This window comes from Citrobacter sp. Marseille-Q3906, assembly GCF_916618775.1.
Classification (GTDB): domain Bacteria; phylum Pseudomonadota; class Gammaproteobacteria; order Enterobacterales; family Enterobacteriaceae; genus Citrobacter; species Citrobacter murliniae.
This window is the reverse complement of record NZ_CAKAKA010000002.1, coordinates 2739353-2763700: the sequence shown is the minus strand read 5'-3', so window position 1 is coordinate 2763700 and position 24348 is coordinate 2739353. Positions and strand designations below refer to the sequence as shown.

Here is a 24348-nt window from a genome sequence, read left to right as displayed (position 1 = left end):
ATTTGCCTGGCGGCTGTAGCGCGGTGGTCCCACCTGACCCCATGCCGAACTCAGAAGTGAAACGCCGTAGCGCCGATGGTAGTGTGGGGTCTCCCCATGCGAGAGTAGGGAACTGCCAGGCATCAAACCAGTGAAGAAGCCCATCCTGCCGGATGGGCTTTTTTGCGTCTGCGGACTGCAGGTCTGACAAGCGTAGTTCTATCAGACTCAGGCTTCTTACCCTCCATCATATAAATCTGATTCCTTTCTCTGCTAATTAAAATCGTGATCTAACTCTCGCAATGATGTATAACAATTATGTAACATATTTTTCACTAAAAACACGATACATCATTGTAAGATTCAACAGATCCTTGGCAGGGGCACAATTCTAATGGCTGATAGCAGTGTAACTGAGAATGGGGCGCTGACCGACAGCGATACCCGTCGTCGTATATGGGCAATTGTAGGGGCGTCATCAGGGAATCTTGTCGAATGGTTTGATTTTTACATCTATTCTTTCTGTTCTCTTTATTTTGCTCATATCTTTTTTCCTTCCGGAAATACCACAACACAACTCCTACAAACCGCCGGCGTTTTTGCTGCGGGCTTCCTGATGCGGCCGATAGGCGGATGGCTTTTTGGCCGGATCGCAGATAAACATGGGCGTAAAAAATCCATGCTGTTGTCAGTGTGCATGATGTGTATGGGGTCGTTGGTGATCGCTTGTCTGCCGGGGTATGAAACTATCGGTACATGGGCACCCGCACTGCTGTTGCTTGCCAGATTATTCCAGGGACTGTCGGTTGGTGGAGAGTATGGAACTAGCGCAACCTACATGAGTGAGGTGGCAGTTGAAGGTAAGAAAGGATTTTATGCTTCATTCCAGTACGTTACGTTGATAGGCGGACAATTACTGGCATTACTGGTTGTGGTGATACTGCAGCAAACGTTAGAAGACTCTGCACTCAGAGCGTGGGGATGGCGTATCCCATTTGCGCTGGGGGCAGTGCTGGCGATTGTCGCATTATGGTTACGTCGTCAGTTGGATGAAACATCGAAACAGGATGTTCGTGCGTTGAAAGAAGCGGGCTCCCTGAAAGGATTATGGCGCAACCGTAAAGCTTTTATTATGGTACTTGGCTTTACCGCCGCTGGCTCACTTTGCTTTTATACGTTTACTACCTATATGCAAAAATACCTGGTAAATACAGCAGGTATGCATGCCAATGTAGCCAGCGGTATTATGACGGCAGCGCTGTGTGTCTTTATGCTGGTGCAACCGTTATTTGGTGCTTTGTCAGATAAAATTGGTCGACGTACTTCGATGTTGTGCTTTGGGGTGCTGGCTACGCTGTTCACCGTTCCTATTTTGTCGGCGCTACAGAATGTGACGTCTCCGTTTATGGCATTTGGTCTGGTGATGTGTGCTTTGCTAATTGTGAGTTTTTACACTTCTATCAGTGGGATCCTGAAGGCCGAAATGTTCCCGGCACAAGTTCGTGCTCTAGGGGTTGGGTTATCTTATGCAGTGGCAAATGCTTTGTTTGGTGGTTCTGCGGAATATGTTGCGCTGTCGCTAAAGTCGGTCGGGATGGAAACGACATTCTTCTGGTACGTTACCGCTATGGCGGTGGTCGCTTTTTTTGTCTCGCTAATGCTACACCGTAAAGGGAAAGGGCTGCGCCTCTAGCGATGGGCCATTTGCCAGACAGCGTAGCCGGTGGATGCTCCGGCTATATCCCAGGCAAAATCTTTCCAACTCCAGCCGCTTCCTGAGAGGCGGCTGTCCAACAGTTCTTTTGATGCACCGAGGCTGACTGAGAACATAAAACCGATAGCAGCGCTGCGGTCGTTACTATTTCCCTGGTGCTGCGCATACTCGTTTCCGGCTGCAGCCAGCATGGCGGAGGCAATGAAGTGTTGGGCTTTGTCTTGTCCACTCCAGCTATCGTTCGCCATATGGCTACAGCCAGAAAGTGTCAGGATACAGGCAAGGATAAACAGGCGCACCGTTACCTCCACAGGAAAAACCCCGTCACTGGACGGGGTTTTGGTTACAGAATACGGCTGATTAATCTGTCGATTCGAATACGGCGTAGTCGACGGATAAGCTTACGTACTTTTACCGGATAGTCGGCAATACTCTGTAAGTCGCGATAGTGTTTAACGACGGTAGTATGCGTACGGATGAGCTCAAGCTCTTTTTCGCGCTGAAGGGTTAGCTCCTGCTTAGGATCGTGGATAAGAATGGCATTTTCCAGATCCAGGCGCCAGGCTCGGGGGTTAAGGTTGTTGCCGGTTAGCAACATCCATTTGTCATCAACCCACATACCCTTCAGATGATAGGTATTGTCATCATCTTTCCATAAGCGAACGACTAGCTGATCGGTATTAACGTAATACTGTAGACGGCTCAGGAAGCGGCGCAGGTTAATTTCATAAAGGTAGGGAAGTGCCCCGATGATCTTAAACGGCTCATTTTCAGGTATGAAAAAGTCGTTGGCGGTTTTATCGCCCACGATGATTTCTACTTTTTTCCCTTCCCGTAGTAGCTGGATGATATTGCGAACCAGCACAGCAGGCAGGTTGAAATAAGGGGTGCAGATCGTAAGCTTTTGCTCCGCACAAGGCATGAGGTGGAAAATGGTCTTATTTAGCAGACTGGATTTTCCTAGCCCAACCAGAGGAGTAACAGAAAGCTGTTCGTTATCAGCATTCCCCTGGAAATGGAACGAGGCATCACGCAGTTCCTGACGGTACAGACGGATGTCGTTTTTAATTTCCGGGCTTTTAGGACGATGGATATCATCAAGGCGATTAACACCGCGACCGTTCATCAGGTTCTGCGTTACCCAGTCGAACATGATATCGGCCATTTGCGCGTTGCGAATCAGCTGGTAGCGGTCATAGCGGTATTTATCATGCTGGTGCAAGTAAACATCGTTCAGGCTTGCTCCGCTATACAGGACGCTATCATCGATGATAAAGCCTTTGAAGTGCAGGACGCCAAGCGCTTCACGAGTATTAATCGGTACGCCGTAGACCGGAATATCGATCCCTGGGTTTTCTTGCGCCATTCGGCAATACCAGTCAGCGTTGGTATTGGAGGCCGCTGCGCCAATACGCCCTCGCTGGGCACGATGCCAGTCAACAAGTACCCGAATATCCAGTTCGGGACGCTGCCGCTTAGCCGCATAGAGCGCGTCGAGTATGCCTTTGCCACCGTCATCCTGCTCCAGGTACAGAGCTATGATGCAGATCCGTTGCGTCGCGCTGGCTATTTTCTCCAGCAGAGTCTCCCTGAAATTAGCGGGAGCATAAAAGAAATCTACATCATCAACTGACTGAGAAATCTTAGGTAGTTGGGCAAGGTGTTGTTGATGTTTATTACGCTTAAATTTTGACAACATCACAGTGCATTTCTTCTCTGTTCATTGAAGGGTCCTCTGTGCTATGCAGACGACATAAGCGAGCAATGATACCACCAGTACCCATTAATGTGGTCAACATTTCCAGTACCTTACTCACGATTCCTCAAATTGGGCCAGATTAAGCGTTAGCCCAACAATCCCCTCTTCGAGCTGGACGTCAACATCAAACCCGAGCTTCCGGGCCAGGGCGACCATCCCACGATTGTTTGGCATCGTAATACCATTCAGGCGCCTGAGTCCGTGATCTCGGGTATACGTAATTAACTTTTCCATCAATCGACGGCCGAGTCCCAGTCCTTTGAGATCGGATCGAACCAGTACAGCAAACTCTGCATCTACGTTATCAGGATCCGAGATAGCTCGCGTAACACCGAGGATCTCTTCATGGTTATCTCGACAACGTACGGCGACAAAGGCCATTTCCCGATCGTAGTCGATCTGCGTCATATTGGCTAAATCTTCATGGGTAAATTCGTTGATCTCACTGAAGTAGCGGTAATAAAGATCTTCTTTCGTTACCTGTGAAATGAACTGCTGCAGTTGAGGCTCATCCTCCGGCAAAATAGGGCGGAACAGGCAGCGTTCGCCGTTTTTCATCTCAACCCACTCTTCCAGTTGATGGGGGTAGGGGCGTACAGCCAGTCTGCTTTCGTTGTCGCCAGTGAAAGGGGCAATATCCAGCGTGACGTCCAGTGCAGTAAATTCACCGGCAGAGGCCAGAAGCGGATGGATATCCAGACGCTGAATCTCCGGACAGTCGACGATCAGGTTGGATACCTGGACCAGAAGCTGACTTAAACCGGCGATATCTAATGGTCGTAGTGCGCTGCGGGCGCGGATCTTTTTATTTTTGATCCCCTGAATCACCAGATAACGTGCCAGATTCATGTTCAATGGCGGTAATGCCACCACGGCTTGTTCTTCAGGCCTCCACTCAACTCCACCTTCGCCCAGCATAATCAATGGCCCAAATACCGGATCGTGTTCAACAACTACGCGAAGCTCCTGAGCACCAGCGCGGTTGGCCATACTTTGTACCAATAAACCGTGGATACGCGCCTGCGGCCAGGCCATTTTCACCCGATCAAAAATCGCATTAGCGGCCTGCTGCACCTCTGTTGCTGTACGCAGATATAACATTACCCCCTGAACTTCCGATTTATGCGGAATATCAGGGGAACGCAGTTTTAATGCCACCGGGTAGCCGATTTGTTCTGCGATGTGCACGGCCTCTGCGCTGTCACTGGCAATCCAGGTCGGCAGTGTGTGTAAGCCATAGGCTTGCAAAATTGGCTGTACTTCATGTGTATCGAGAGATGTCGCCCCGTCAGCGATCGCCCGCTGCAAAAGATTATGTGCTTCGGCGGTATTGGCGGTCAGGCTGTCGGGCAACGCTGGTGTTTCTCGCAATTGCTTCTGGTTACGCCGATACTCGACCATATGCATAAACGCGGTGATGGTTCCCTCCGGTGTGCGATAGGTGGGTAATCCAGCCTCACTAAACAGCCTGCGTGCCTCCTGGGATGAAAATTCTCCGCACCAGTTCGTCAGCAAGGAAATGAATTTCCCTCTGGGGTGGTGTTTAACTGCTTCGATCAGTGCATGTGCGCTCTCGGTGCCTGGAGCCGCAGCGCTGGGCGAGTGAATCACCATCAGGGCGTCGAAATCCTGGCTGGAGAGTAAAATATCCAGTGTTTTGATGTAGTGTTCGCTGCTGGCGTCGTCACGCAGATCCAGTGGATTTGCGATATCAACATGGACAGGTAAGGCATCGCGTAATTTCTGACAGGTCTCTTCACTCAGCGTGGCCAGCTTGCCGTTTCGTGACCACAACTCATCTAATGCCAGAGCAGCGGGAGCGGCACCGTTGCTGATAATCATTAACCTGTCGCCCCGTAGCGGGCGCATATGGCTCAGGGTTTCTACTGCAGAAAAAAGCTCGTGAGTATCCTGTACGCGTAACAGACCGGCACGCTGGATGGCGGCATCCCAGGCAGGGTCCATTCCCGCACTGGTATGAAGTAAACGCTGGGCTGCCGGACTTCGACCGCTTTTAATCACCAAAATAGGTTTATTGCGCGATGCGCTACGTGCCGCAGAGACAAAGCGTCGGGCATCACTCAAATGTTCGAGATAGAGCAGAATTGCGCTGGTTTTACTGTCACGAGCCAGGTAATCAAGTAGCTCATCAACGTCGATATCCAGGCTGTCGCCCAGCGCGATGAAATAGGAAAATCCCATTTCCCGCTGCTGCGCCCAGTCGAGAATAGTGTTGGATACGGCAGCAGACTGAGAGATAAATGCAAGCTTACCGCGCTTAATCGGTACCGGTGAAAAACTGGCGTTGAGTCCCTGCCAGGGGGCGAGAAGTCCCAAACTGTTGGGACCGAGCAGACGTATTTTATGGCGTGATGCGCAAGCTAACAGTTCAGCGTGCTGTGCTGCGGGCGCCGAGAGAATAATGCAGGTTTTACAGCCTTTTTCACCTAACGCTTCAAGCAATGCCAGATTGCGGCTCGCATTGGTGCACAAAACGGCAAGATCGGGAGTAAAAGGCAGGCTGGCGATATCGGGCCAGGCAAGAACACCTAAAACCGCTTTCCAGGCAGGTGTCACCGGTAAAACCGGCCCATTGAAACCTCCAGCCAGTAAGTTACGCATCATCAGGTAACCTGCACGATTGGGTTTCATTGATGCCCCAATCACCGCAATGGATTTCGGTCGCAGTAGCGCTTCCAGACCACGTTGACTCATATCGGCTTCCTTAATGACACCAGTGACCGAATGATTTTAAACGCTTTCTGCTGAATCTGCTGTGACGCTTCCCTGATGTTGAGTTTTTCCTGCCAGATAGCGTGTTTTAAAGCGTGTGAAGTGCCCACCTAATGCTTCTGCTGCTTGCTTGTCGCCAGCCAGATCCAGTAAGGCTATCGCCACTTCGGCAGTGCAATATTGCCCCTCAGCATGCGCTTCGCGCAGATCGTAGGCGGAAAGGCGCGATAAATCGACGGAAATCACCGGCAGGTTATCCAGGTAAGGACTTTTACGGAACATCTTGCGCGCTTCCGGCCAGGTACCATCGAGCATAATAAACAACGGCGGTTTATCTGCTGGTGGCTTGAAAATTACTTCACGTTCCTCACCTGCATATGAAGCGGGGAACACTACCATGGGGTGATAATCTGGATTTCGTGCCAGCTCAAGTAATGCCTGCGGCGGTTCGGTTCGTGACCACTGAAAGGCAACGGTATCTGGCAAAATATCGGCAATTAAACGCCCCGTATTGCTGGGCTTCATAGGTTCGGTATCAAACATCACCAGACAAAAGCGACTTTTTGCCTGAGAGGGCGCGAGCGTTTCGCAAAGGCAGAGCTTTAGTGGCAGCAGGCAACGCTGGCAGCGACGGATGCGATTACCTCTGGCAAGAAAAGGGCGCGTGGCGCGCGCAAGGCGCTCGGCACGTAACTGAAGAACGGCGTTATCTGTCATGGGGAAGCACGTTGAAAAACGTTATTGTCGCAGAGGACAAAACGGGGCACAAGACGTGCCCCGGATAGATTATAGTGATTCGTTAAGCCAGCTATCAAATGGGGCTTTTGGCACGGCGCCATTTAACATATCGACGACTTCACCTTTCTTGAAAATCATGATTGTCGGGATGCTGCGGATGCCGAAACGTGCGCTGAGTTCGCGTTCAGCTTCCGTATTCACTTTAACAAAGCGTACTTTACCGCTACGCTCTTCGGCAACATCTTCAAAAATTGGGGCGAAGTTACGGCATGGGCCACACCATGGTGCCCAAAAGTCGACTACCACCGGAAGATCGTCTTTTAATAACTTATCCAGTGTAGCTCCGGTCGCATTGATCACCTCACCATCAAACAGATCGTGACCACAGCGTCCGCATTTGGCCGTATCCTGAACGCGATCTTCAGGGATGCGGTTGATAGCCTGGCAGCTGGTACAAACGGTATTCATAACTAACCTCTGGATGAGTAGGATGGACTTCGCGGCAATGACGCCGGTATGTTTCTATTATGTTACATATTATCGGAGAGACTGTTTTAAACAACAATGCGTTTTATTCAATGAGTACAATAGTCATAAGCTTTTAAATGAAATAATGGCTAACGACGTGCACATCGGGTAATCTGCGCGCTTCGCGCAGCGCTGGTGGAGAAAAGCATGAACGATGAATTGAAGAATAAAAGCGGCAAGGTCAAAGTGATGTATGTCCGCAGTGATGATGATTCTGAAAAACGTACCCAGAACCCGCGTACCGGGAAAGGGGGAGGACGTCCAGGAAAGTCTCGTGCAGACGGTGGCCGTCGCCCCGCCCGCGATGAAAGAAATAATCAGAGCCGCGACCGCGACCGCAAACGTGAAGACTCACCATGGCGTACCGTATCCCGCGCGCCGAGTGATGATGTCGCGGAAAAGGCTGATCACGGTGGTATTAGCGGCAAGAGTTTTATCGATCCTGAAGTATTACGTCGTCAGCGTGCGGAAGAAACCCGCGTTTACGGTGAAAATGCCTGTCAGGCTCTGTTCCAGAGCCGTCCGGATGCAATTGTCCGTGCCTGGTTTATTCAGAGCGTGACACCACGATTCAAAGAAGCGTTACGCTGGATGGCGGCAAATCGCAAAGCCTACCACGTGGTTGACGAGGCCGAACTGGCGAAAGCTTCTGGTACCGAGCACCATGGCGGCGTTTGCTTCCTGATTAAGAAACGTAATGGTACTACCGTTAAGCAATGGGTCGGTCAGGCGGGCGCGCAGGATTGCGTACTGGCGCTGGAAGATATCGCTAACCCGCACAACCTGGGCGGTATGATGCGTAGCTGTGCGCACTTCGGTGTGAAAGGCGTGGTAGTGCAGGACGCAGCTCTGCTGGAATCTGGTGCAGCGATTCGCACCGCGGAAGGTGGGGCAGAGCACGTTCAACCAATTACTGGTGACAGTATTGTCGATGTGCTGGATGATTTCCGCCAGGCAGGTTATACCGTCGTCATGACCTCCAGCGACAAAGGTAAGCCGTTGTTTAACACAACGCTGCCGGAAAAAATGGTGCTGGTATTAGGCCGCGAACGCGAAGCTCTGCCGGAAGCGGCATGCTCAGCAGACGACCTGTGCGTCGCGATTGACGGCACAGGCAATGTAGAGACACTCAACGTCTCCGTCGCGACAGGCGTACTGCTCGCGGAGTGGTGGCGTCAGAACAAAGCCTGATAATAAAAATGCCAGCGAATCGCTGGCATTTTTTTACTCACTCTCAGCTGGCAGTACCGGCATCCAGTCAATTGTTTTTTCACCTCGTTGTTCCAGCCACGTATTTGCCTGTACAAAGTGATTGCAGCCAAAGAAACCGCGATGTGCCGAGAGCGGTGAAGGGTGCGGCGCTTTCAGGATATGGTGACGCTGCGCATCAATAATTGCCCCTTTCTTCTGCGCGTGCGCGCCCCAGAGCAAAAATACCACCCCTTCACGATGTTCATTGATCAGGCTAATGACTTTATCGGTAAAGGTTTCCCAGCCGAGACTCGCATGTGAATGCGCCTGACCAGCCCTAACGGTAAGGACAGTGTTAAGTAACAGAACACCCTGGCGTGCCCAGCTTTCCAGATATCCGTGTGCAGGTCGCGTAAAACCTGGAATTGTGGCTTCCAGCTCTTTATACATGTTCAGTAATGATGGCGGAATGGCAATGCCAGGACGGACAGAAAAGGCGAGACCATGTGCCTGACCTGGCCCATGGTAAGGATCCTGCCCCAGAATGACGACCTTAACATCGCCCAGCTCGGTAAAACGAAATGCGTTAAACACATCTTTTTGTGGTGGGTAAATTGTCATACCCGACTGGCGTTCGCCGGCGACAGTATGCAGTGTATTAACAAAGTAGGGCTGTTGTTTCTCTTCAGCCAGCACATCGTGCCAGGTTAATTCGGTGGCCATCTCGCTCTCCTGCGAATTTGCAATCGCTATAGCTTAACTGCTTCTTTATGAGGCGCAAAATTCTGTACGTTTCTCAATGGGCTACCCCTTAAAGATAGTTGAAAATTTATGTAAAAAGTTTACCTGAGCACTTGGCGTAAGTTGATGTAAAACAATAAAATCCACCCATCACCACTTTTGATGTGTGGTTTTTGTTGATTTAAATCAAAGATTCAAGGGTGTGTGAGGGGTATATATACACTCAAGCAACAATGGTTTTACCAATTGGCCGGAGAAACGGCTGACCGAAATCAAATAATTTTGCCGGGGAGGCATCAACATGATTACAGGTATCCAGATTACTAAAGCTGCAAATGACGACCTGCTGAACTCTTTCTGGCTGCTGGACAGCGAAAAAGGTGAAGCACGCTGCATCGTTGCGAAAGCAGGTTTCAATGCCGATGAAGTCGTTGCCGTCAGCAAACTGGGTGAAATTGAATACCGTGAAGTTCCAGTAGACGTGCAACCAGAAGTGCGCGTGGAAGGCGGTCAGCACCTGAACGTCAACGTTCTGCGTCGCGAAACGCTGGAAGATGCGGTTAAGCACCCGGAAAAATATCCGCAGCTGACTATTCGTGTTTCTGGTTATGCAGTGCGTTTCAACTCACTGACACCAGAACAGCAGCGCGACGTTATTGCTCGTACCTTTACTGAGAGCCTGTAAGGCTTACGGGGAATCAACCCCGCTAAATCAATAATCAAAAAGCGGAAGATGTCAGTGCATCTTCCGCTTTTTTACATCATTTAATAAAAGATCCTCACAGCGCAGTACACCAGCAGTAATGCCAGAATGACATTCAATTGCCGCCCATAGCTGCGAAAGATGCGCTGGAAAAAATGACCAGCCAGCGCCCAGCAGGCATTGCCGAATGTTCCTATCAATGCCAGTAGTACACTAACTCCAATTATCCAACTCAGCTCTTTTGTATGCGGCAAAACAAACGTGGATAACGCGGTAATGCCGTACAAAATGATTTTGACATTAACAAACTGCAAGCCAAAACTTGCCCAAAAGCTAATCGGTTTTGCCTCAAGGCTATCATTTGAGGTCGGGCTGGTGGCGATTTTTATGGCCAGCCATAAGATATATGCTGCCCCCGTCCAACTGAGCCAGTGGACGATAGCCGGATCAATGACTGCAAGCGAGAATGAAATCCCGGCACACAGCAACATGACTATCAAAAAGCCCAGGCTCATTCCCGCCAGAACACGCGTACTCTGACGAAAGCCATGTGATGTCGCTGCACTAAGCGCGAGGATATTGTTCGGGCCGGGGGTTAGCGCAGTAATCAGTGTATAGGTCCAGAATGCACTTAAAAGCGTGGGGGTCACTTGTTATCTCCTCTGTTTTAGCAGAGAGTACCCGACACAGAACATTTAAAAAAATGAATGTTTTTGCATTCTAAGTTCGATAATTTCGATAGGTTGGTGAAGATGGATTTACGTCGGTTTATTACGCTAAAAACGGTGGTAGAAGAGGGCTCATTTCTTCGGGCTTCGCAAAAACTTTGTTGTACGCAGTCAACCGTTACGTTTCATATTCAACAGCTTGAACAAGAACTCTCGGTGCAGTTGTTCGAAAAAATTGGTCGCCGGATGTGCCTGACCAGTGAAGGGAAACGGCTGATGCCGCATATACATGACTTGACGCGCGTGATGGCATCGATCCGGCAAACTGCACAACAAGATGCACAACCGAGCGGCGATCTCCGCGTCGCAACCGGAGAAACGCTGTTGGCTTATAAAATGCCTCAGGTTTTACAACGGTTTAAACAACGTGCGCCCAATGTTCGCTTATTCTTACAGTCACTCAATTGTTATGTCATTCGTGATGCTTTGCTGAGTGATGATGTTGATCTGGGAGTATTTTATCGGGTTGGTAATGACGATGCTCTTGAGATGCTGCCATTAGGCGAACAACCTCTTGTCCTGGTTGCTTCTCCGGTTCTTCAGCACGTTAATTTCACCCAGCATAACCAGCACATACCCTGCAGCTTTATCATTAATGAACCGCAATGTATCTTCAGGCAACGCTTTGAAAGTCTGCTGCGAAAGCGACAGATTACACTGGAAAATACCATTGAACTCTGGAGTATTGAGAGCATCAAGCAGTGTGTATCTGCTAATCTTGGTGTTAGCTTTTTACCGCGATTTACCGTTGAGAAGGAGTTGCGTTCAGGAGAATTGATAGCGTTACCGTTTGGTGAAGATTCTGAGTTGATTACCGCATTGTGCGCGCATCATGCCGGAAAAGTCGTCAGCCCGGCTATGCGGGTTTTCATGGATTGTATTGTAGAGAGCTTTGCGAGGCATGAAAAAATGCCGGGCTGACTGGCCCGGCATTCGGTTTATTCTTTGTCGGACTGCTGTGAGGCAGCTCCGCTCGGCTTACGACGCTTGCCGATATTCTTGGCATCGCGGTGACGTTTCTTCACACGCGGCTTCTCTTTATCCTTCGCCTTCTTCTCGGCGCGTTTTGCCAGCACTTTCTTGGATGGCTTGCCGTTAGATTTTTCACTTGGCGCACGGGTTGTTGGACGCAGTTCGTCAATAACTCGCGGCTTCAGTGGTTCATCTACATAACGGCTTGCTTTGCCGAGCAGCAGGTGGTCATGCGCTTCAACCAGAGAAATCGCGGTACCTTTACGGCCAGCACGACCGGTACGACCGATGCGGTGCAGATAGGCATCGCCACTGCGCGGCATGTCATAGTTAAACACGTGGCTGACGTCTGGGATATCAATACCACGTGCGGCCACGTCGGTCGCAACCAGTACGTTCACCCGACCATCGGTCAGTCGTTTGATCGCTTCGTTGCGTTTATTCTGTACCATCTCGCCTTCGAGATAGCAGTTATTAATCCCCGCCTGGCGCAGCCAGCCTGCAAGTTCGTGCACACGCTCGCGTTTGCGTACAAAGACAATTGAGCGGGTCGCTTCAGGCTGTTTTAACAGATGGATCAGCAGAGCTGTTTTATGCTCGATGTCATCGGCGCGGTAGTACCACTGATGGATCTTCTTGCGTTCGCGCGTTGACGGATCCGCTGAGACCTCAACCGGATCTTCCAGCAGACGCTCGGCAAAATCTTTAATCGCATCACCTTCCAGCGTGGCGGAGAACAGCATGGTCTGCTTGCGCCAGCGTGTTTCACCGGCGATGTGCTCGATGTCCTGGGCAAAGCCCATGTCCAGCATGCGATCGGCTTCATCGAGGATCAGTGTTTCGACTGCATGGCAGTCGAAGTTCTCTTCTTTAATATATTGCAGCAGGCGGCCTGTGGTTGCGACCACGATGTCCTGGTTTGCGCTGAAGACTTCCATGTGGTTCATGTAAGCCACGCCGCCGGTAATAGTGGCGATATCCAGATGCGTATTTTTGGCCAGTTCACGAGCGTGTTCGGCAACCTGCATCGCCAGTTCGCGCGTCGGCGTCAAAATTAAAATGCGCGGTGGACCGGATTTTTTGCGCGGGAAGTCGAGCAGGTGCTGCAACGCTGGCAGCAAGTATGCCGCCGTTTTACCGGTGCCTGTCGGCGCAGAACCGAGTACATCACGTCCATCGAGCGCAGGCGGAATGGCGGCAGCCTGAATGGCGGTCGGGCGAGTGAAACCTTTTTCCTGGAGGGCATCCAGCAGGCTTTCATCGAGTTCAAGTTCGGAAAAAGTCGTTACAGTCATGTTCTACCTCTGTGTGGGGCGCTGATTATAGACGTTACGGCTGCAATCTTCATCTGTTTGTATGGATATACCTTCTCAGGTATTGTTTTTATCCAATGTTATCGTTTTTTTTCCAGGAAGGTTGTTCTTCATGCCCCAGTCTACATCCGTACTTCGACGTAATGGATTTACTTTTAAGCAGTTTTTTGTGGCACACGATCGTTGTGCAATGAAAGTCGGAACGGACGGTATTTTATTAGGCGCCTGGGCGCCCGTCGCGGGTGTAAAACGGATCCTTGATATTGGTACCGGGAGTGGCCTGCTGGCGCTGATGCTGGCCCAGCGCACGGATGAAAGCGTCATTATTGATGCCGTGGAGCTTGATGTCGATGCCGCGCTGCAGGCTCAGGAAAACATTGTAAAATCTCCATGGATGCATCGTGTGACAGTGCATTCAGAAGATGCGCAGCTGTGGGTACCGCGCCAGACCGTGCGTTTCGATCTGATCATCAGTAACCCTCCCTATTATGAACAGGGGGTAGAGTGTGCCACGCCGCAACGTGAGCAGGCACGCTATACCACCACACTCGATCACGAAGCATTGTTAACACTGGCGGCTAACAGTATTACAGAAGAAGGTTTTTTTTGTGTGGTGCTGCCGGAGCAGATTGGTAACGCATTTACCCAGCAGGCTCTGGGTATGGGCTGGCATCTGCGTCTGCGTACGGATGTTGCAGAAACTGAGGCTCGTCTACCGCACAGGGTATTGCTGGCTTTCTCCCCGCAGGCCGGGGAGTGTTTTATTGACAGGCTGGTGATTCGTGGGCCAGACCAGCGCTATTCAGAAGGCTATACGGCGCTGACCCAGGCGTTTTATCTGTTTATGTGATGGCTTAACGGCGACAGGATAGAAGGGCCTGACTCGGGACGTTGTTCAGGATAATCCAGTGTGTAATGCAGGCCCCGACTCTCTTTACGTATCATCGCGCAGCGCACAATTAATTCGGCAACCTGCACCAGATTGCGCAGTTCCAGTAAATTGTTTGACACACGGAAATGGGCGTAATACTCATCAATTTCCTGTTGAAGCATGGTGATACGCCGCAGGGCGCGCTCCAGACGTTTGGATGTACGTACAATGCCAACGTAATCCCACATAAAGAGCCGTAGCTCATGCCAGTTATGCTGGATAACAACCAGTTCATCAGGGTTTTCTACCCGGCTCTCGTCCCACCCTGGGAGCGTACTTACGCCGCGCGCGTAAGGCATTCTTCGATCAATATCTTCCGCCGCAGACCAGCCATACACCAGACACTCCAGCAGTGAGTTCGATGCCATGCGATTTGCGCCATGCAACCCGGTATAACTGACCTCTCCGATGGCATACAGACCGTCGACATCGGTACGGCCAAAGTCATCGACCATGACGCCACCGCAGGTATAGTGTGCAGCAGGCACAATCGGAACCGGCTCTTTTGTCAGATCGATCCCCAGGCCCAATAATTTTTCATAAATCATCGGAAAATGCTGGCGGACAAATTCTTCCGGCTTATGGCTGATGTCAAGGAACATGCAGTCCGCGCCAAGGCGTTTCATTTCATGGTCAATGGCGCGAGCAACAATATCTCGCGGAGCCAGTTCTCCACGCTCGTCGAAGTCGGGCATAAAGCGCGATCCATCCGGGCGCTTCAAATGTGCCCCCTCGCCACGTAACGCTTCAGTCAGTAGAAAATTACGCGCTTGCGGGTGATACAGCGCAGTTGGGTGGAACTGGTTAAATTCGAGGTTGGCAACGCGGCAACCTGCGCGCCAGGCCATCGCGATCCCATCGCCCGAAGAAATATCCGGATTAGTGGTGTATTGGTAAACTTTGGATGCGCCGCCGGTTGCCAGTACCACGGATTTAGCTTGGCAGGTTTCGACGGCTTCTTTATTACGGTTCCAGATCCAGGCACCGACAACGCGACGCGTACCCGGCAGGCCGATTTTATCGGAGATAATCAGGTCCACGGCGTTGCTACGCTCCAGAACCTGAATATTGGGATGATTTTGTGCCTGGCTGACCAGCGTGGTTTCGACCTCTTTGCCAGTAGCGTCGGCGGCATGCAGGATACGTCGGTGGCTATGGCCACCTTCTCGGGTCAGGTGATAGCTCTCTTCGCCGTTGGGCTGAACCTGGGTATCAAAAAGGACGCCCTGATCAATCAACCACTGGACGCACGTGCGGGCATTGCTGGCAACAAACTCAACCGCATGTCGATCGCAAAGACCAGCCCCTGCAACCAGCGTGTCTTCAACGTGGGAGTCGATACTGTCAGTTTCATCGAAAACAGCGGCGATGCCACCCTGAGCATAGAACGTTGAGCCTTCACTTACCGGCCCTTTACTCAGCACAATGACCTGATGTTTTTCAGCCAGGCGTAACGCCAGCGAGAGTCCGGCAGCTCCGCTGCCAATGATCAACACATCACAGGATAATTCAGGGGTCGTATTCATGATTTTTGTTTAATTTACTAAACAGTGTTTGGTCACCATAGCACCACATTGCGCGATACTGCACGTTTTATTTTTGATTGTGTTGCAATGACTAAACATTAAAGAAATGTACGATGAGGAGTAAAATACGAAAAATATTTTGCGAAGCAGGCCGTTAGCAACAGATTAGGTGATGAAATAAAGTAGCCGTTGGGTTACTCTGCAAGCGGTTTAATGGGCATTTCTGAACAGATAGTGCGTTGATCGGGTTATGTAGACTTATAATGATAGATAAGACCTGTCTACAACATGACAAACAAAAACAAATGCGTAACGGAACTTTACGAAACTTGAGCACTCTAACTCGTTGCTTGCTCATAGTGCAGCTGATGGAGTGGCGTTTCGAAAGCGCGTGGAAATTTGGTTTGGGGAGACTTTACCTCGGATGAGCGAGCAGTTAACGGACCAGGTCCTGGTTGAACGGGTCCAGAAGGGAGATCAGAAAGCCTTTAACTTACTGGTAGTACGCTATCAGCATAAGGTGGCGAGTCTGGTTTCCCGCTATGTGCCATCGGGCGATGTTCCTGATGTGGTACAAGAAGCATTTATTAAGGCCTATCGTGCGCTGGATTCGTTCCGGGGAGATAGTGCTTTTTATACCTGGCTGTATCGTATTGCAGTCAATACAGCGAAGAATTACCTGGTCGCTCAGGGGCGTCGTCCACCTTCCAGTGATATAGATGCGATTGAAGCTGAAAACTACGAAAGTGGCGGAGCACTGAAAGAAATTTCGAACCCTGAGAACTTAATGTTGTCAGAAGAACTGAGACAGATAGTTTTCCGAACTATTGAGTCCCTCCCGGAAGATTTACGCATGGCAATAACCTTGCGGGAGCTAGATGGCCTGAGCTATGAAGATATAGCCGCTATCATGGATTGTCCGGTAGGTACGGTGCGTTCACGTATCTTCCGAGCGAGGGAAGCTATTGATAATAAAGTTCAACCGCTTATCAGGCGTTGACGATAGCGGGATACTGGAAAAGGTATTAGGCATGCAGAAAGAAAAACTTTCCGCTTTAATGGATGGCGAAACGCTGGACACTGAGTTACTCAAAGAGCTGACTCACAACCCGGAAATGCAAAAAACCTGGGAGAGTTATCACCTGATCCGCGATTCCATGCGAGGTGATACTGCCGACGTTCTCCATTTCGATATTTCCGCCCGCGTTATGGCTGCTATTGAAGCTGAGCCAGTACGCCAGACGGCGCCGTTGATCCCTGAGGCCCAGCCCGCACCGCATCAGTGGCAGAAAATGCCATTCTGGAAGAAAATGCGTCCGTGGGCCGCGCAGCTTACCCAAATGGGCGTGGCTGCGTGCGTATCGCTTGCAGTTATTGTTGGCGTCCAGCACTATAATGGACAATCTGAAATGTCCCAGCAGCCCGAAACGCCGGTATTTAATACATTACCGATGATGGGTAAAGCCAGTCCGGTGAGCTTGGGTGTACCTTCTGACGCGACGGCCAGCGGCGGTCAGCAACAGCAGGTACAGGAGCAGCGTCGTCGTATCAATGCCATGTTGCAGGATTACGAACTGCAACGCCGACTGCACTCCGAACAGCTTCAGTTTGAGCAGGCGCAAACACAGCAAGCCGCTGTACAGGTGCCAGGAATTCAAACTTTAGGAACGCAATCGCAGTAATGAAGCAACTTTGGTTTGCCATGTCACTTGTGGCTGGTAGCCTGTTCTTCTCTGTAAACGCCTCGGCCAATCCTGCGTCCGGGGCGTTGTTGCAGCAGATGAATCTGGCCAGCCAGTCGCTAACCTATGAGCTGTCATTTGTCAGCATCAATAAGCAGGGTGTTGAATCCCTACGTTATCGCCATGCACGCCTGGACAACCGTCCTCTTGCACAGTTGTTGCAAATGGATGGACCGCGCCGGGAAGTGGTGCAGCGTGGGAACGAAATCAGCTATTTTGAGCCTGGGCTGGAGCCGTTCACGCTGAACGGTGACTATATCGTTGATTCCCTGCCGTCTCTGATTTATACCGACTTTAAACGCCTTTCGCCCTACTATGATTTTATTTCAGTAGGCCGCACCCGTATTGCCGACAGACTCTGTGAAGTGATCCGCGTTGTGGCGCGTGACGGTACTCGTTATAGCTACATTGTCTGGATGGACACCGAAACCAAGTTGCCGATGCGTGTCGATCTGCTCGATCGTGATGGTGAAACGCTCGAACAGTTCCGTGTTATCTCCTTTACCGTGAATAGCGGTGTCGGTGACAGTATGCAGACGCTGGCGAAAGCGAACCTGCCACCGCTGCTGTCCGTTCCTGCGGGCGAGAAAACGAATTTTAACTGGAGCCCGTCGTGGTTGCCGCAAGGATTCAGTGAAGTATCCAGCAGCCGTCGTCCGCTACCGACGATGGATAATATGCCTATTGAATCTCGTCTTTACTCTGATGGTCTGTTCAGTTTCTCCGTGAACGTTAACCGTGCAATGCAAAACAGTGCCGATCAACTGCTGCGTACAGGACGCCGGACAGTCAGCACCAACGTGCGTGATAATGCCGAAATCACCATTGTGGGTGAGCTTCCGCCACAGACGGCGAAGCGTATTGCGGACAATATTAAGTTCAGGGCTGCACAATGATTAAAGAGTGGGCAACGGTTGTTTCCTGGCAGAACGGTCTGGCAACGGTCAGCTGTGACGTTAAAGCGTCTTGCAGCAGTTGTGCCTCACGAGCAGGCTGCGGAAGCCGTGTGTTGAACAAACTGGGGCCGCAGACGACGCATATTATTGTGGTGCCCAGCGACGAACCACTGGCTCCAGGTCAGAAAGTTGAACTTGGGATTGCGGAAGGCAGCCTGTTGGGCTCGGCAATGTTGGTCTATATGTCACCATTGGCGGGGCTTTTTGTTTTTGCAGCGCTGTTTCAGGTGCTGTTTGGTAGTGATATCGCAGCGTTAAGCGGTGCGATACTGGGCGGCGTGGGTGGATTTCTGATTGCACGCGGTTTTTCACGAAAACTGGCAGTACGTGAAGCCTGGCAACCGGTTATTTTAAACGTTGCTCTCCCGCCTGGAATACTGCGCGTCGATACATCCTCTACCGAAACAAGCCAGTGATATCTTCGTCTGATCTGGCCTGCAAGTGGCAATAATGTACATATTGTATTTGTCGGCCCGATAAGCGTGCTCCATCGGGCATAACGTTACCCTTGCGAGCTTTGCATTAGAAAAGCGAAGTTGTTTCCAGTTCCCGCTATCCTTGCTCTATGAACATTTCCTCGCCTCAGCGTTGTAGTGTAGAATGCGGCGTTTCACTTAAACAGACGTTAAGCTCAGAACAGCGACTTCTCAGAGCCTGTCGAATCAGGCGTAAGGCACAATAACTACTCTATATGAAGAACATACGTAACTTTTCAATCATTGCTCACATCGACCACGGTAAATCGACGCTGTCTGACCGTATTATCCAGATCTGCGGTGGCCTGTCTGACCGTGAAATGGAAGCGCAGGTTCTCGACTCGATGGATCTTGAGCGTGAGCGCGGTATTACTATCAAAGCGCAGAGCGTGACGCTCGATTTCAAAGCATCTGATGGTGAAACCTATCAGCTTAACTTTATCGACACCCCGGGACACGTTGACTTCTCGTATGAAGTTTCCCGCTCGCTTGCTGCCTGTGAAGGCGCACTGCTGGTTGTCGACGCCGGGCAGGGTGTTGAAGCGCAAACGCTGGCTAACTGCTATACCGCCATGGAAATGGATCTCGAAGTGGTGCCGGTATTAAACAAAATTGACCTGCCTGCCGCTGATCCTGAGCGTGTGGCGGAAGAGATTGAAGATATCGTCGGTATTGATGCGACTGATGCCGTTCGCTGCTCAGCGAAAACCGGGGTTGGCGTGACAGACGTTCTGGAACGTCTGGTACGAGATATTCCACCGCCGGAAGGTGATCCGGAAGGTCCGTTACAGGCGCTGATCATTGACTCCTGGTTCGATAACTACCTCGGCGTGGTTTCGCTAGTGCGTATTAAAAACGGCACTATGCGTAAAGGTGACAAAATCAAAGTGATGAGTACCGGACAGGTTTATAACGCCGATCGTCTGGGGATCTTCACACCAAAACAGGTTGACCGTACCGAACTGAAATGTGGTGAAGTGGGCTGGCTGGTTTGTGCAATTAAAGACATTCTCGGCGCACCGGTTGGCGATACGCTGACACAGGCTCGTAACCCGGCAGACAAAGCGTTGCCAGGTTTTAAAAAAGTGAAACCGCAGGTATATGCTGGTTTGTTCCCGGTCAGCTCTGACGATTACGAAAACTTCCGTGATGCGCTTGGTAAGCTGAGCCTGAACGATGCTTCGCTTTTTTACGAGCCGGAAAGCTCTACCGCACTGGGCTTCGGTTTCCGCTGTGGCTTCCTTGGTCTGCTGCACATGGAGATTATTCAGGAACGTCTGGAACGTGAATACGATCTGGATCTGATCACCACCGCGCCGACTGTAGTCTACGAAGTGGAAACCACGTCGAAAGAAACTATCTATGTCGATAGCCCGTCCAAGCTGCCGCCGCTGAACAACATTTACGAACTGCGTGAGCCGATCGCTGAGTGTCACATGCTGCTGCCTCAGGCTTACCTGGGCAACGTTATTACACTGTGTATTGAGAAGCGTGGCGTACAGACCAACATGGTTTACCACGGTAACCAGGTTGCGCTGACCTATGAAATTCCGATGGCAGAAGTGGTGCTCGACTTCTTCGACCGTCTGAAGTCGACCTCTCGCGGCTATGCGTCGCTGGATTATAACTTCAAACGCTTCCAGACCTCTGACATGGTGCGTGTTGATGTACTCATCAACAATGAACGTGTCGATGCGCTGGCGCTGATTACCCATCGCGATAACTCTCAGAGCCGTGGTCGCGAACTGGTAGAGAAGATGAAAGATCTGATTCCTCGCCAGCAGTTTGATATCGCGATTCAGGCGGCCATTGGTACGCATATTATCGCGCGTTCAACGGTTAAGCAGTTGCGTAAAAACGTTCTGGCGAAGTGCTACGGTGGTGATATCAGCCGTAAGAAAAAGCTGCTGCAGAAACAGAAAGAAGGTAAAAAGCGCATGAAGCAGATCGGTAACGTCGAACTGCCGCAGGAAGCGTTCCTCGCCATTCTGCATGTCGGTAAAGACAGTAAATAATCCTAAGGAGTTGGCATGGCGAATATGTTTGCCCTGATTCTGGTGATTGCCACACTGGTGACGGGCATTTTATGGTGCATTGATAAATTTGTCTTTGCACCAAAACGCCGGGAGCGTCAGGCGGCGGCACAAGCTGCAGCGGGTGATTCACTGGATAACGCAACGCTGAAAAAAGTCTCCCCTAAGCCGGGCTGGCTGGAGACGGGGGCATCTGTTTTTCCGGTGCTGGCGATTGTGCTGGTGGTGCGCTCGTTTATTTATGAACCGTTTCAGATCCCGTCGGGTTCGATGATGCCGACACTGTTAATTGGCGACTTTATTCTGGTAGAGAAATTTGCCTACGGAATTAAAGATCCGATTTATCAGAAAACGTTAATTGAAACAGGCCATCCGAAACGTGGTGATATCGTGGTGTTTAAATACCCGGAAGATCCGCGTCTGGATTACATCAAACGCGCTGTCGGTTTACCGGGAGACAAAGTGACGTACGATCCAGTGGCTAAAGAGGTCACCATTCAGCCCGGGTGCAGCTCCGGTCAGGCATGTGAAAACGCATTGCCGGTAACGTATTCTGATGTTCAGCCGAGTGATTTCGTGCAGACGTTTGCTCGTCGTAATGGCGGAGAAGCGACCAGTGGTTTCTTCGAGGTTCCGCTGAACGAAACAAAAGAAAACGGGATTCGTCTGACCGAGCGTAAAGAGACTCTGGGTGATGTAACGCATCGCATTCTGACCGTGCCGATCGCGCAGGATCAGGTGGGGATGTATTTCCGTCAGCCAGGGCAGCAACTCGCGACCTGGATAGTCCCGCCGGGACAATACTTCATGATGGGTGATAACCGTGATAACAGCGCGGACAGCCGTTACTGGGGATTTGTACCGGAAGCGAATCTGGTGGGTAAAGCGACAGCTATCTGGATGAGCTTTGATAAGCAGGAAGGTGAGTGGCCGACCGGTGTTCGTTTAAGCCGTATTGGTGGTATTCACTAATCTCTGATAATCGTTCACGTTGTCGTCATTATGGCGACAGCGTGAATTATTTCTTGGATAAATTCCCGCAGACTAACGACATCCCTTGTCGTTGTGTATAGAATATTCCCCCGAAGTTTTAGGTTGGCAGCGTTAGGTTGCCACGGCACACGAAACAGCGTTGGTTCGTATACATAAGCATTCTGGCTATGCCGAAACGGCTACCCGGATTGTGTATATCAGGTCTGTTTCGTGTGCTGGATTGTTGACGCATTCATTTATTGGTATCGCATGAACCCCATCGTAATTAATCGGCTTCAACGGAAGCTGGGCTACACTTTTAATCATCAGGAGCTGTTGCAGCAGGCATTAACTCACCGTAGCGCCAGCAGCAAACATAACGAGCGTTTAGAATTTTTAGGCGACTCTATTTTGAGCTTTGTTATCGCTAATGCGCTATATCATCGTTTCCCTCGTGTGGACGAAGGTGATATGAGCCGCATGCGTGCCACGCTGGTACGTGGTAATACGCTGGCGGAATTAGCCCGTGAGTTTGACCTCGGTGAATGTTTACGTTTGGGGCCAGGTGAGCTGAAAAGCGGCGGTTTTCGTCGTGAATCTATCCTGGCGGATACTGTCGAAGCATTGATCGGCGGTGTCTTCCTCGACAGCGATATTCAGACTGTTGAACAACTTATTCTTAACTGGTATCAAACCCGTCTGGATGAAATTAGTCCCGGCGATAAACAAAAAGATCCGAAAACGCGTTTGCAGGAATATTTGCAGGGTCGCCACCTGCCGCTGCCGTCTTATCTGGTAGTACAGGTCCGGGGCGAAGCGCACGATCAAGAATTTACTATCCACTGCCAGGTTAGCGGCCTGAGTGAACCGGTGGTTGGCACAGGTTCAAGCCGTCGTAAGGCTGAGCAAGCTGCCGCCGAACAGGCGTTAAAAAAACTGGAGCTGGAATGAGCGAAGAAAAAACCTATTGCGGATTTATTGCCATCGTCGGTCGTCCGAACGTTGGTAAATCCACCCTGTTGAATAATCTGCTTGGGCAGAAGATTTCCATCACCTCACGTAAGGCGCAGACAACACGTCACCGTATTGTCGGGATCCATACTGAAGGCGCGTATCAGGCTATTTATGTTGATACCCCGGGCCTGCATATGGAAGAGAAACGAGCCATCAACCGTCTGATGAACAAGGCTGCCAGCAGTTCTATTGGCGACGTTGAGCTGGTTATTTTTGTCGTGGAAGGCACTCGTTGGACGCCGGACGACGAGATGGTGCTGAATAAACTGCGTGACGGTAAAGCACCGGTTATCCTGGCGATCAACAAAGTTGATAACGTACAGGAGAAGGCCGATCTGCTGCCGCACCTGCAGTTCCTGGCAAGCCAGATGAACTTCCTGGATATCGTCCCCATTTCTGCCGAAACCGGCATGAATGTCGATACCGTTGCAGGTATCGTGCGTAAGCATCTGCCAGAAGCGATTCATCACTTCCCGGAAGATTACATTACCGATCGCTCTCAGCGCTTTATGGCTTCAGAAATCATTCGCGAAAAGCTGATGCGTTTTCTGGGGGCTGAACTGCCGTATTCCGTTACCGTTGAGATTGAGCGTTTTGTCTCTAACGAACGTGGCGGCTACGATATCAACGGCCTGATCCTTGTTGAACGTGAAGGGCAGAAGAAGATGGTGATTGGCAACAAAGGGGCCAAAATCAAAACCATCGGTATCGAAGCGCGTAAAGACATGCAGGAGATGTTCGAAGCGCCTGTGCACCTTGAACTGTGGGTGAAAGTAAAATCTGGCTGGGCTGATGACGAGCGAGCACTGCGCAGTCTCGGTTACGGCGACGACGTTTAATTCCCTGTTCTGAAAAGACGGCGGGTATGATGGAAGGATGGCAACGAGCCTTTGTCTTACATAGCCGCCCGTGGAGCGAAACCAGCCTGGTGCTGGACGTCTTCACGGAAGAGTCGGGTCGCGTGCGCCTTGTGGCTAAAGGCGCACGTTCCAAACGTTCCAATCTTAAAGGCGCACTTCAGCCTTTTACGCCGCTATTACTTCGCTTTGGTGGACGTGGTGAGGTCAAAACCCTGCGTAGCGCTGAAGCCGTCTCTCTGGCGCTTCCTCTAAGTGGTATCACGCTTTACAGCGGTCTTTATATCAACGAACTCATTTCTCGGGTGCTTGAGTACGAGACCCGCTTTTCCGAACTCTTCTTCGACTACCTGAATTGCATTCAGGCGCTGGCTGGCGCGACTGGCTCACCTGAGCCCGCCTTGCGTCGTTTTGAGCTGGCTTTACTTGGTCATCTGGGCTATGGCGTGGATTTCACCCACTGTGCCGGTAGCGGCGAGTCGGTCGAAGACACCATGACCTACCGTTATCGTGAAGAAAAAGGATTTATCGCCAGTGTGGTGATCGATAACAGCACCTTTACCGGGCGGCATTTGAAAGCACTTGAGTCGCGAGAATTTCCGGATGCTGATACGCTACGTGCCGCGAAACGCTTTACCCGCATGGCGTTAAAGCCGTATCTTGGTGGTAAACCGTTAAAAAGCCGGGAACTGTTCCGGCAATTTATGCCAAAACGCGCAGTAAAAACAAATAATGATTAACG

24 protein-coding genes and 1 rRNA gene are annotated in these 24348 nt (G+C 50.8%); 16 read left to right on the top strand and 9 right to left on the bottom strand.

The window, feature by feature from the left end:
• The first annotated feature begins 5 nt into the window (after positions 1-5).
• Together rrf and LG384_RS17375 are read left to right on the top strand one after the other, a co-directional pair.
• Positions 6-121: ribosomal RNA gene (gene rrf, locus LG384_RS17380) — 5S ribosomal RNA — on the top strand.
• Positions 122-373: 252 nt separating this feature from the next.
• On the top strand, positions 374-1672 hold the full coding sequence (locus LG384_RS17375; RefSeq protein WP_045446334.1) for an MFS transporter: 1299 nt from the start codon (positions 374-376) through the stop codon (positions 1670-1672).
• Here the strand turns inward: LG384_RS17375 and LG384_RS17370 are convergent.
• The 5 genes from LG384_RS17370 to trxC form a co-directional block, all read right to left on the bottom strand.
• Positions 1669-1992 (bottom strand): YfiM family lipoprotein, encoded by a 324-nt coding sequence (locus LG384_RS17370; RefSeq protein WP_225761280.1) that lies wholly within the window; start codon positions 1990-1992, stop codon positions 1669-1671. The two genes, LG384_RS17375 and LG384_RS17370, sit on opposite strands and share 4 nt — an antisense overlap.
• 44 nt (positions 1993-2036) lie before the next feature.
• Positions 2037-3392, bottom strand: coding sequence for a CDP-diacylglycerol--serine O-phosphatidyltransferase (gene pssA, locus LG384_RS17365; RefSeq protein WP_048220784.1), 1356 nt, complete (start codon positions 3390-3392; stop codon positions 2037-2039).
• 114 nt (positions 3393-3506) lie between these two features.
• Complete coding sequence (pat, locus tag LG384_RS17355) at positions 3507-6167, bottom strand: protein lysine acetyltransferase (RefSeq protein ID WP_225761279.1); 2661 nt, start codon at positions 6165-6167, stop codon at positions 3507-3509.
• Between the two features lie 36 nt (positions 6168-6203).
• Complete coding sequence (tapT, locus tag LG384_RS17350; RefSeq protein ID WP_225761278.1) at positions 6204-6902, bottom strand: tRNA-uridine aminocarboxypropyltransferase; 699 nt, start codon at positions 6900-6902, stop codon at positions 6204-6206.
• Between the two features lie 69 nt (positions 6903-6971).
• A complete protein-coding gene (gene trxC / locus LG384_RS17345; protein WP_045446319.1) occupies positions 6972-7391 on the bottom strand; it encodes a thioredoxin TrxC in 420 nt (139 codons plus the stop codon).
• A 207-nt stretch (positions 7392-7598) separates the two neighbouring features.
• Here trxC and LG384_RS17340 point away from each other — a divergent pair, with 207 nt between their 5' ends.
• Positions 7599-8642: a tRNA/rRNA methyltransferase gene (locus LG384_RS17340; RefSeq protein WP_225761277.1), complete on the top strand. Its 1044-nt coding sequence runs from the start codon at positions 7599-7601 to the stop codon at positions 8640-8642.
• Positions 8643-8675: 33 nt separating this feature from the next.
• Here the strand turns inward: LG384_RS17340 and ung are convergent, their stop codons facing one another.
• Entirely contained in the window at positions 8676-9365 is a 690-nt protein-coding gene (gene ung, locus LG384_RS17335; RefSeq protein ID WP_045446313.1) for a uracil-DNA glycosylase, read from the bottom strand.
• 319 nt (positions 9366-9684) lie between these two features.
• On the opposite strand from ung, the gene grcA reads away from it, so the two are divergent.
• Positions 9685-10068: an autonomous glycyl radical cofactor GrcA gene (gene grcA, locus LG384_RS17330; protein ID WP_003037563.1), complete on the top strand. Its 384-nt coding sequence runs from the start codon at positions 9685-9687 to the stop codon at positions 10066-10068.
• Between the two features lie 80 nt (positions 10069-10148).
• On the opposite strand, the gene eamB is transcribed toward grcA, so the two are convergent.
• A complete protein-coding gene (gene eamB / locus LG384_RS17325) occupies positions 10149-10736 on the bottom strand; it encodes a cysteine/O-acetylserine transporter (protein ID WP_048220788.1) in 588 nt (195 codons plus the stop codon).
• Between the two features lie 102 nt (positions 10737-10838).
• Here eamB and LG384_RS17320 point away from each other — a divergent pair, with 102 nt between their 5' ends.
• The gene (locus LG384_RS17320) at positions 10839-11735 is read left to right on the top strand and encodes a LysR family transcriptional regulator (protein WP_136345497.1); all 897 of its coding nucleotides are present in this window, start codon (positions 10839-10841) and stop codon (positions 11733-11735) included.
• A gap of 17 nt (positions 11736-11752) precedes the next feature.
• Here LG384_RS17320 and srmB read toward each other — a convergent pair whose 3' ends face one another.
• Positions 11753-13081, bottom strand: a complete 1329-nt coding sequence (srmB, locus tag LG384_RS17315; protein WP_200010350.1) for an ATP-dependent RNA helicase SrmB — start codon at positions 13079-13081, stop codon at positions 11753-11755.
• A gap of 130 nt (positions 13082-13211) precedes the next feature.
• On the opposite strand from srmB, the gene trmN reads away from it, so the two are divergent.
• Positions 13212-13949: a tRNA(1)(Val) (adenine(37)-N(6))-methyltransferase TrmN gene (trmN, locus tag LG384_RS17310; protein WP_045446293.1), complete on the top strand. Its 738-nt coding sequence runs from the start codon at positions 13212-13214 to the stop codon at positions 13947-13949.
• Here trmN and nadB read toward each other — a convergent pair.
• Positions 13934-15556 carry an L-aspartate oxidase gene (nadB, locus tag LG384_RS17305; RefSeq protein WP_225761276.1) on the bottom strand — a complete coding sequence of 541 codons (1623 nt, stop codon included), beginning with the start codon at positions 15554-15556 and terminating at the stop codon, positions 13934-13936. The genes trmN and nadB overlap by 16 nt on opposite strands.
• A gap of 263 nt (positions 15557-15819) precedes the next feature.
• Between nadB and rseD the strand changes: the two genes are divergently transcribed.
• From rseD to recO, 10 genes are all read left to right on the top strand, one after another.
• Complete coding sequence (gene rseD, locus LG384_RS17300; protein ID WP_136345495.1) at positions 15820-15984, top strand: rpoE leader peptide RseD; 165 nt, start codon at positions 15820-15822, stop codon at positions 15982-15984.
• The gene (gene rpoE, locus LG384_RS17295) at positions 15981-16556 is read left to right on the top strand and encodes an RNA polymerase sigma factor RpoE (RefSeq protein ID WP_045446287.1); all 576 of its coding nucleotides are present in this window, start codon (positions 15981-15983) and stop codon (positions 16554-16556) included. Before rseD ends, rpoE begins: the two co-directional genes overlap by 4 nt.
• 31 nt (positions 16557-16587) lie before the next feature.
• The gene (gene rseA, locus LG384_RS17290; RefSeq protein ID WP_045446284.1) at positions 16588-17238 is read left to right on the top strand and encodes an anti-sigma-E factor RseA; all 651 of its coding nucleotides are present in this window, start codon (positions 16588-16590) and stop codon (positions 17236-17238) included.
• On the top strand, positions 17238-18194 hold the full coding sequence (gene rseB / locus LG384_RS17285; RefSeq protein ID WP_225761275.1) for a sigma-E factor regulatory protein RseB: 957 nt from the start codon (positions 17238-17240) through the stop codon (positions 18192-18194). Before rseA ends, rseB begins: the two co-directional genes overlap by 1 nt.
• On the top strand, positions 18191-18670 hold the full coding sequence (gene rseC / locus LG384_RS17280) for a SoxR-reducing system protein RseC (RefSeq protein WP_225761274.1): 480 nt from the start codon (positions 18191-18193) through the stop codon (positions 18668-18670). The genes rseB and rseC overlap by 4 nt, the downstream gene beginning before the upstream one ends.
• A gap of 275 nt (positions 18671-18945) precedes the next feature.
• Positions 18946-20745, top strand: a complete 1800-nt coding sequence (lepA, locus tag LG384_RS17275; protein WP_048220792.1) for a translation elongation factor 4 — start codon at positions 18946-18948, stop codon at positions 20743-20745.
• A gap of 15 nt (positions 20746-20760) precedes the next feature.
• Positions 20761-21735, top strand: coding sequence for a signal peptidase I (gene lepB, locus LG384_RS17270; protein ID WP_048220793.1), 975 nt, complete (start codon positions 20761-20763; stop codon positions 21733-21735).
• A 270-nt stretch (positions 21736-22005) separates the two neighbouring features.
• Positions 22006-22686 (top strand): ribonuclease III, encoded by a 681-nt coding sequence (rnc, locus tag LG384_RS17265; protein ID WP_003037579.1) that lies wholly within the window; start codon positions 22006-22008, stop codon positions 22684-22686.
• Positions 22683-23588 (top strand): GTPase Era, encoded by a 906-nt coding sequence (gene era / locus LG384_RS17260; protein ID WP_045446265.1) that lies wholly within the window; start codon positions 22683-22685, stop codon positions 23586-23588. Before rnc ends, era begins: the two co-directional genes overlap by 4 nt.
• 29 nt (positions 23589-23617) lie before the next feature.
• Positions 23618-24346: a DNA repair protein RecO gene (recO, locus tag LG384_RS17255; RefSeq protein WP_045449747.1), complete on the top strand. Its 729-nt coding sequence runs from the start codon at positions 23618-23620 to the stop codon at positions 24344-24346.
• The last annotated feature ends 2 nt before the right edge of the window (positions 24347-24348 follow it).

Coding starts and splice junctions, on each gene's coding strand:
- rseC (WP_225761274.1), top strand. CDS start 18,191: ATGATTAAAGAGTGGGCAACGGTTGTTTCCTGGCAGAACGGTCTGGCA.
- LG384_RS17375 (WP_045446334.1), top strand. CDS start 374: ATGGCTGATAGCAGTGTAACTGAGAATGGGGCGCTGACCGACAGCGAT.
- grcA (WP_003037563.1), top strand. CDS start 9,685: ATGATTACAGGTATCCAGATTACTAAAGCTGCAAATGACGACCTGCTG.
- lepA (WP_048220792.1), top strand. CDS start 18,946: ATGAAGAACATACGTAACTTTTCAATCATTGCTCACATCGACCACGGT.
- rseD (WP_136345495.1), top strand. CDS start 15,820: ATGATAGATAAGACCTGTCTACAACATGACAAACAAAAACAAATGCGT.
- trxC (WP_045446319.1), bottom strand. CDS start 7,391: ATGAATACCGTTTGTACCAGCTGCCAGGCTATCAACCGCATCCCTGAA.
- srmB (WP_200010350.1), bottom strand. CDS start 13,081: ATGACTGTAACGACTTTTTCCGAACTTGAACTCGATGAAAGCCTGCTG.
- recO (WP_045449747.1), top strand. CDS start 23,618: ATGGAAGGATGGCAACGAGCCTTTGTCTTACATAGCCGCCCGTGGAGC.
- rpoE (WP_045446287.1), top strand. CDS start 15,981: ATGAGCGAGCAGTTAACGGACCAGGTCCTGGTTGAACGGGTCCAGAAG.
- trmN (WP_045446293.1), top strand. CDS start 13,212: ATGCCCCAGTCTACATCCGTACTTCGACGTAATGGATTTACTTTTAAG.
- LG384_RS17320 (WP_136345497.1), top strand. CDS start 10,839: ATGGATTTACGTCGGTTTATTACGCTAAAAACGGTGGTAGAAGAGGGC.
- LG384_RS17340 (WP_225761277.1), top strand. CDS start 7,599: ATGAACGATGAATTGAAGAATAAAAGCGGCAAGGTCAAAGTGATGTAT.
- rseB (WP_225761275.1), top strand. CDS start 17,238: ATGAAGCAACTTTGGTTTGCCATGTCACTTGTGGCTGGTAGCCTGTTC.
- rseA (WP_045446284.1), top strand. CDS start 16,588: ATGCAGAAAGAAAAACTTTCCGCTTTAATGGATGGCGAAACGCTGGAC.
- ung (WP_045446313.1), bottom strand. CDS start 9,365: ATGGCCACCGAATTAACCTGGCACGATGTGCTGGCTGAAGAGAAACAA.
- lepB (WP_048220793.1), top strand. CDS start 20,761: ATGGCGAATATGTTTGCCCTGATTCTGGTGATTGCCACACTGGTGACG.
- nadB (WP_225761276.1), bottom strand. CDS start 15,556: ATGAATACGACCCCTGAATTATCCTGTGATGTGTTGATCATTGGCAGC.
- era (WP_045446265.1), top strand. CDS start 22,683: ATGAGCGAAGAAAAAACCTATTGCGGATTTATTGCCATCGTCGGTCGT.
- pat (WP_225761279.1), bottom strand. CDS start 6,167: ATGAGTCAACGTGGTCTGGAAGCGCTACTGCGACCGAAATCCATTGCG.
- pssA (WP_048220784.1), bottom strand. CDS start 3,392: ATGTTGTCAAAATTTAAGCGTAATAAACATCAACAACACCTTGCCCAA.
- rnc (WP_003037579.1), top strand. CDS start 22,006: ATGAACCCCATCGTAATTAATCGGCTTCAACGGAAGCTGGGCTACACT.
- tapT (WP_225761278.1), bottom strand. CDS start 6,902: ATGACAGATAACGCCGTTCTTCAGTTACGTGCCGAGCGCCTTGCGCGC.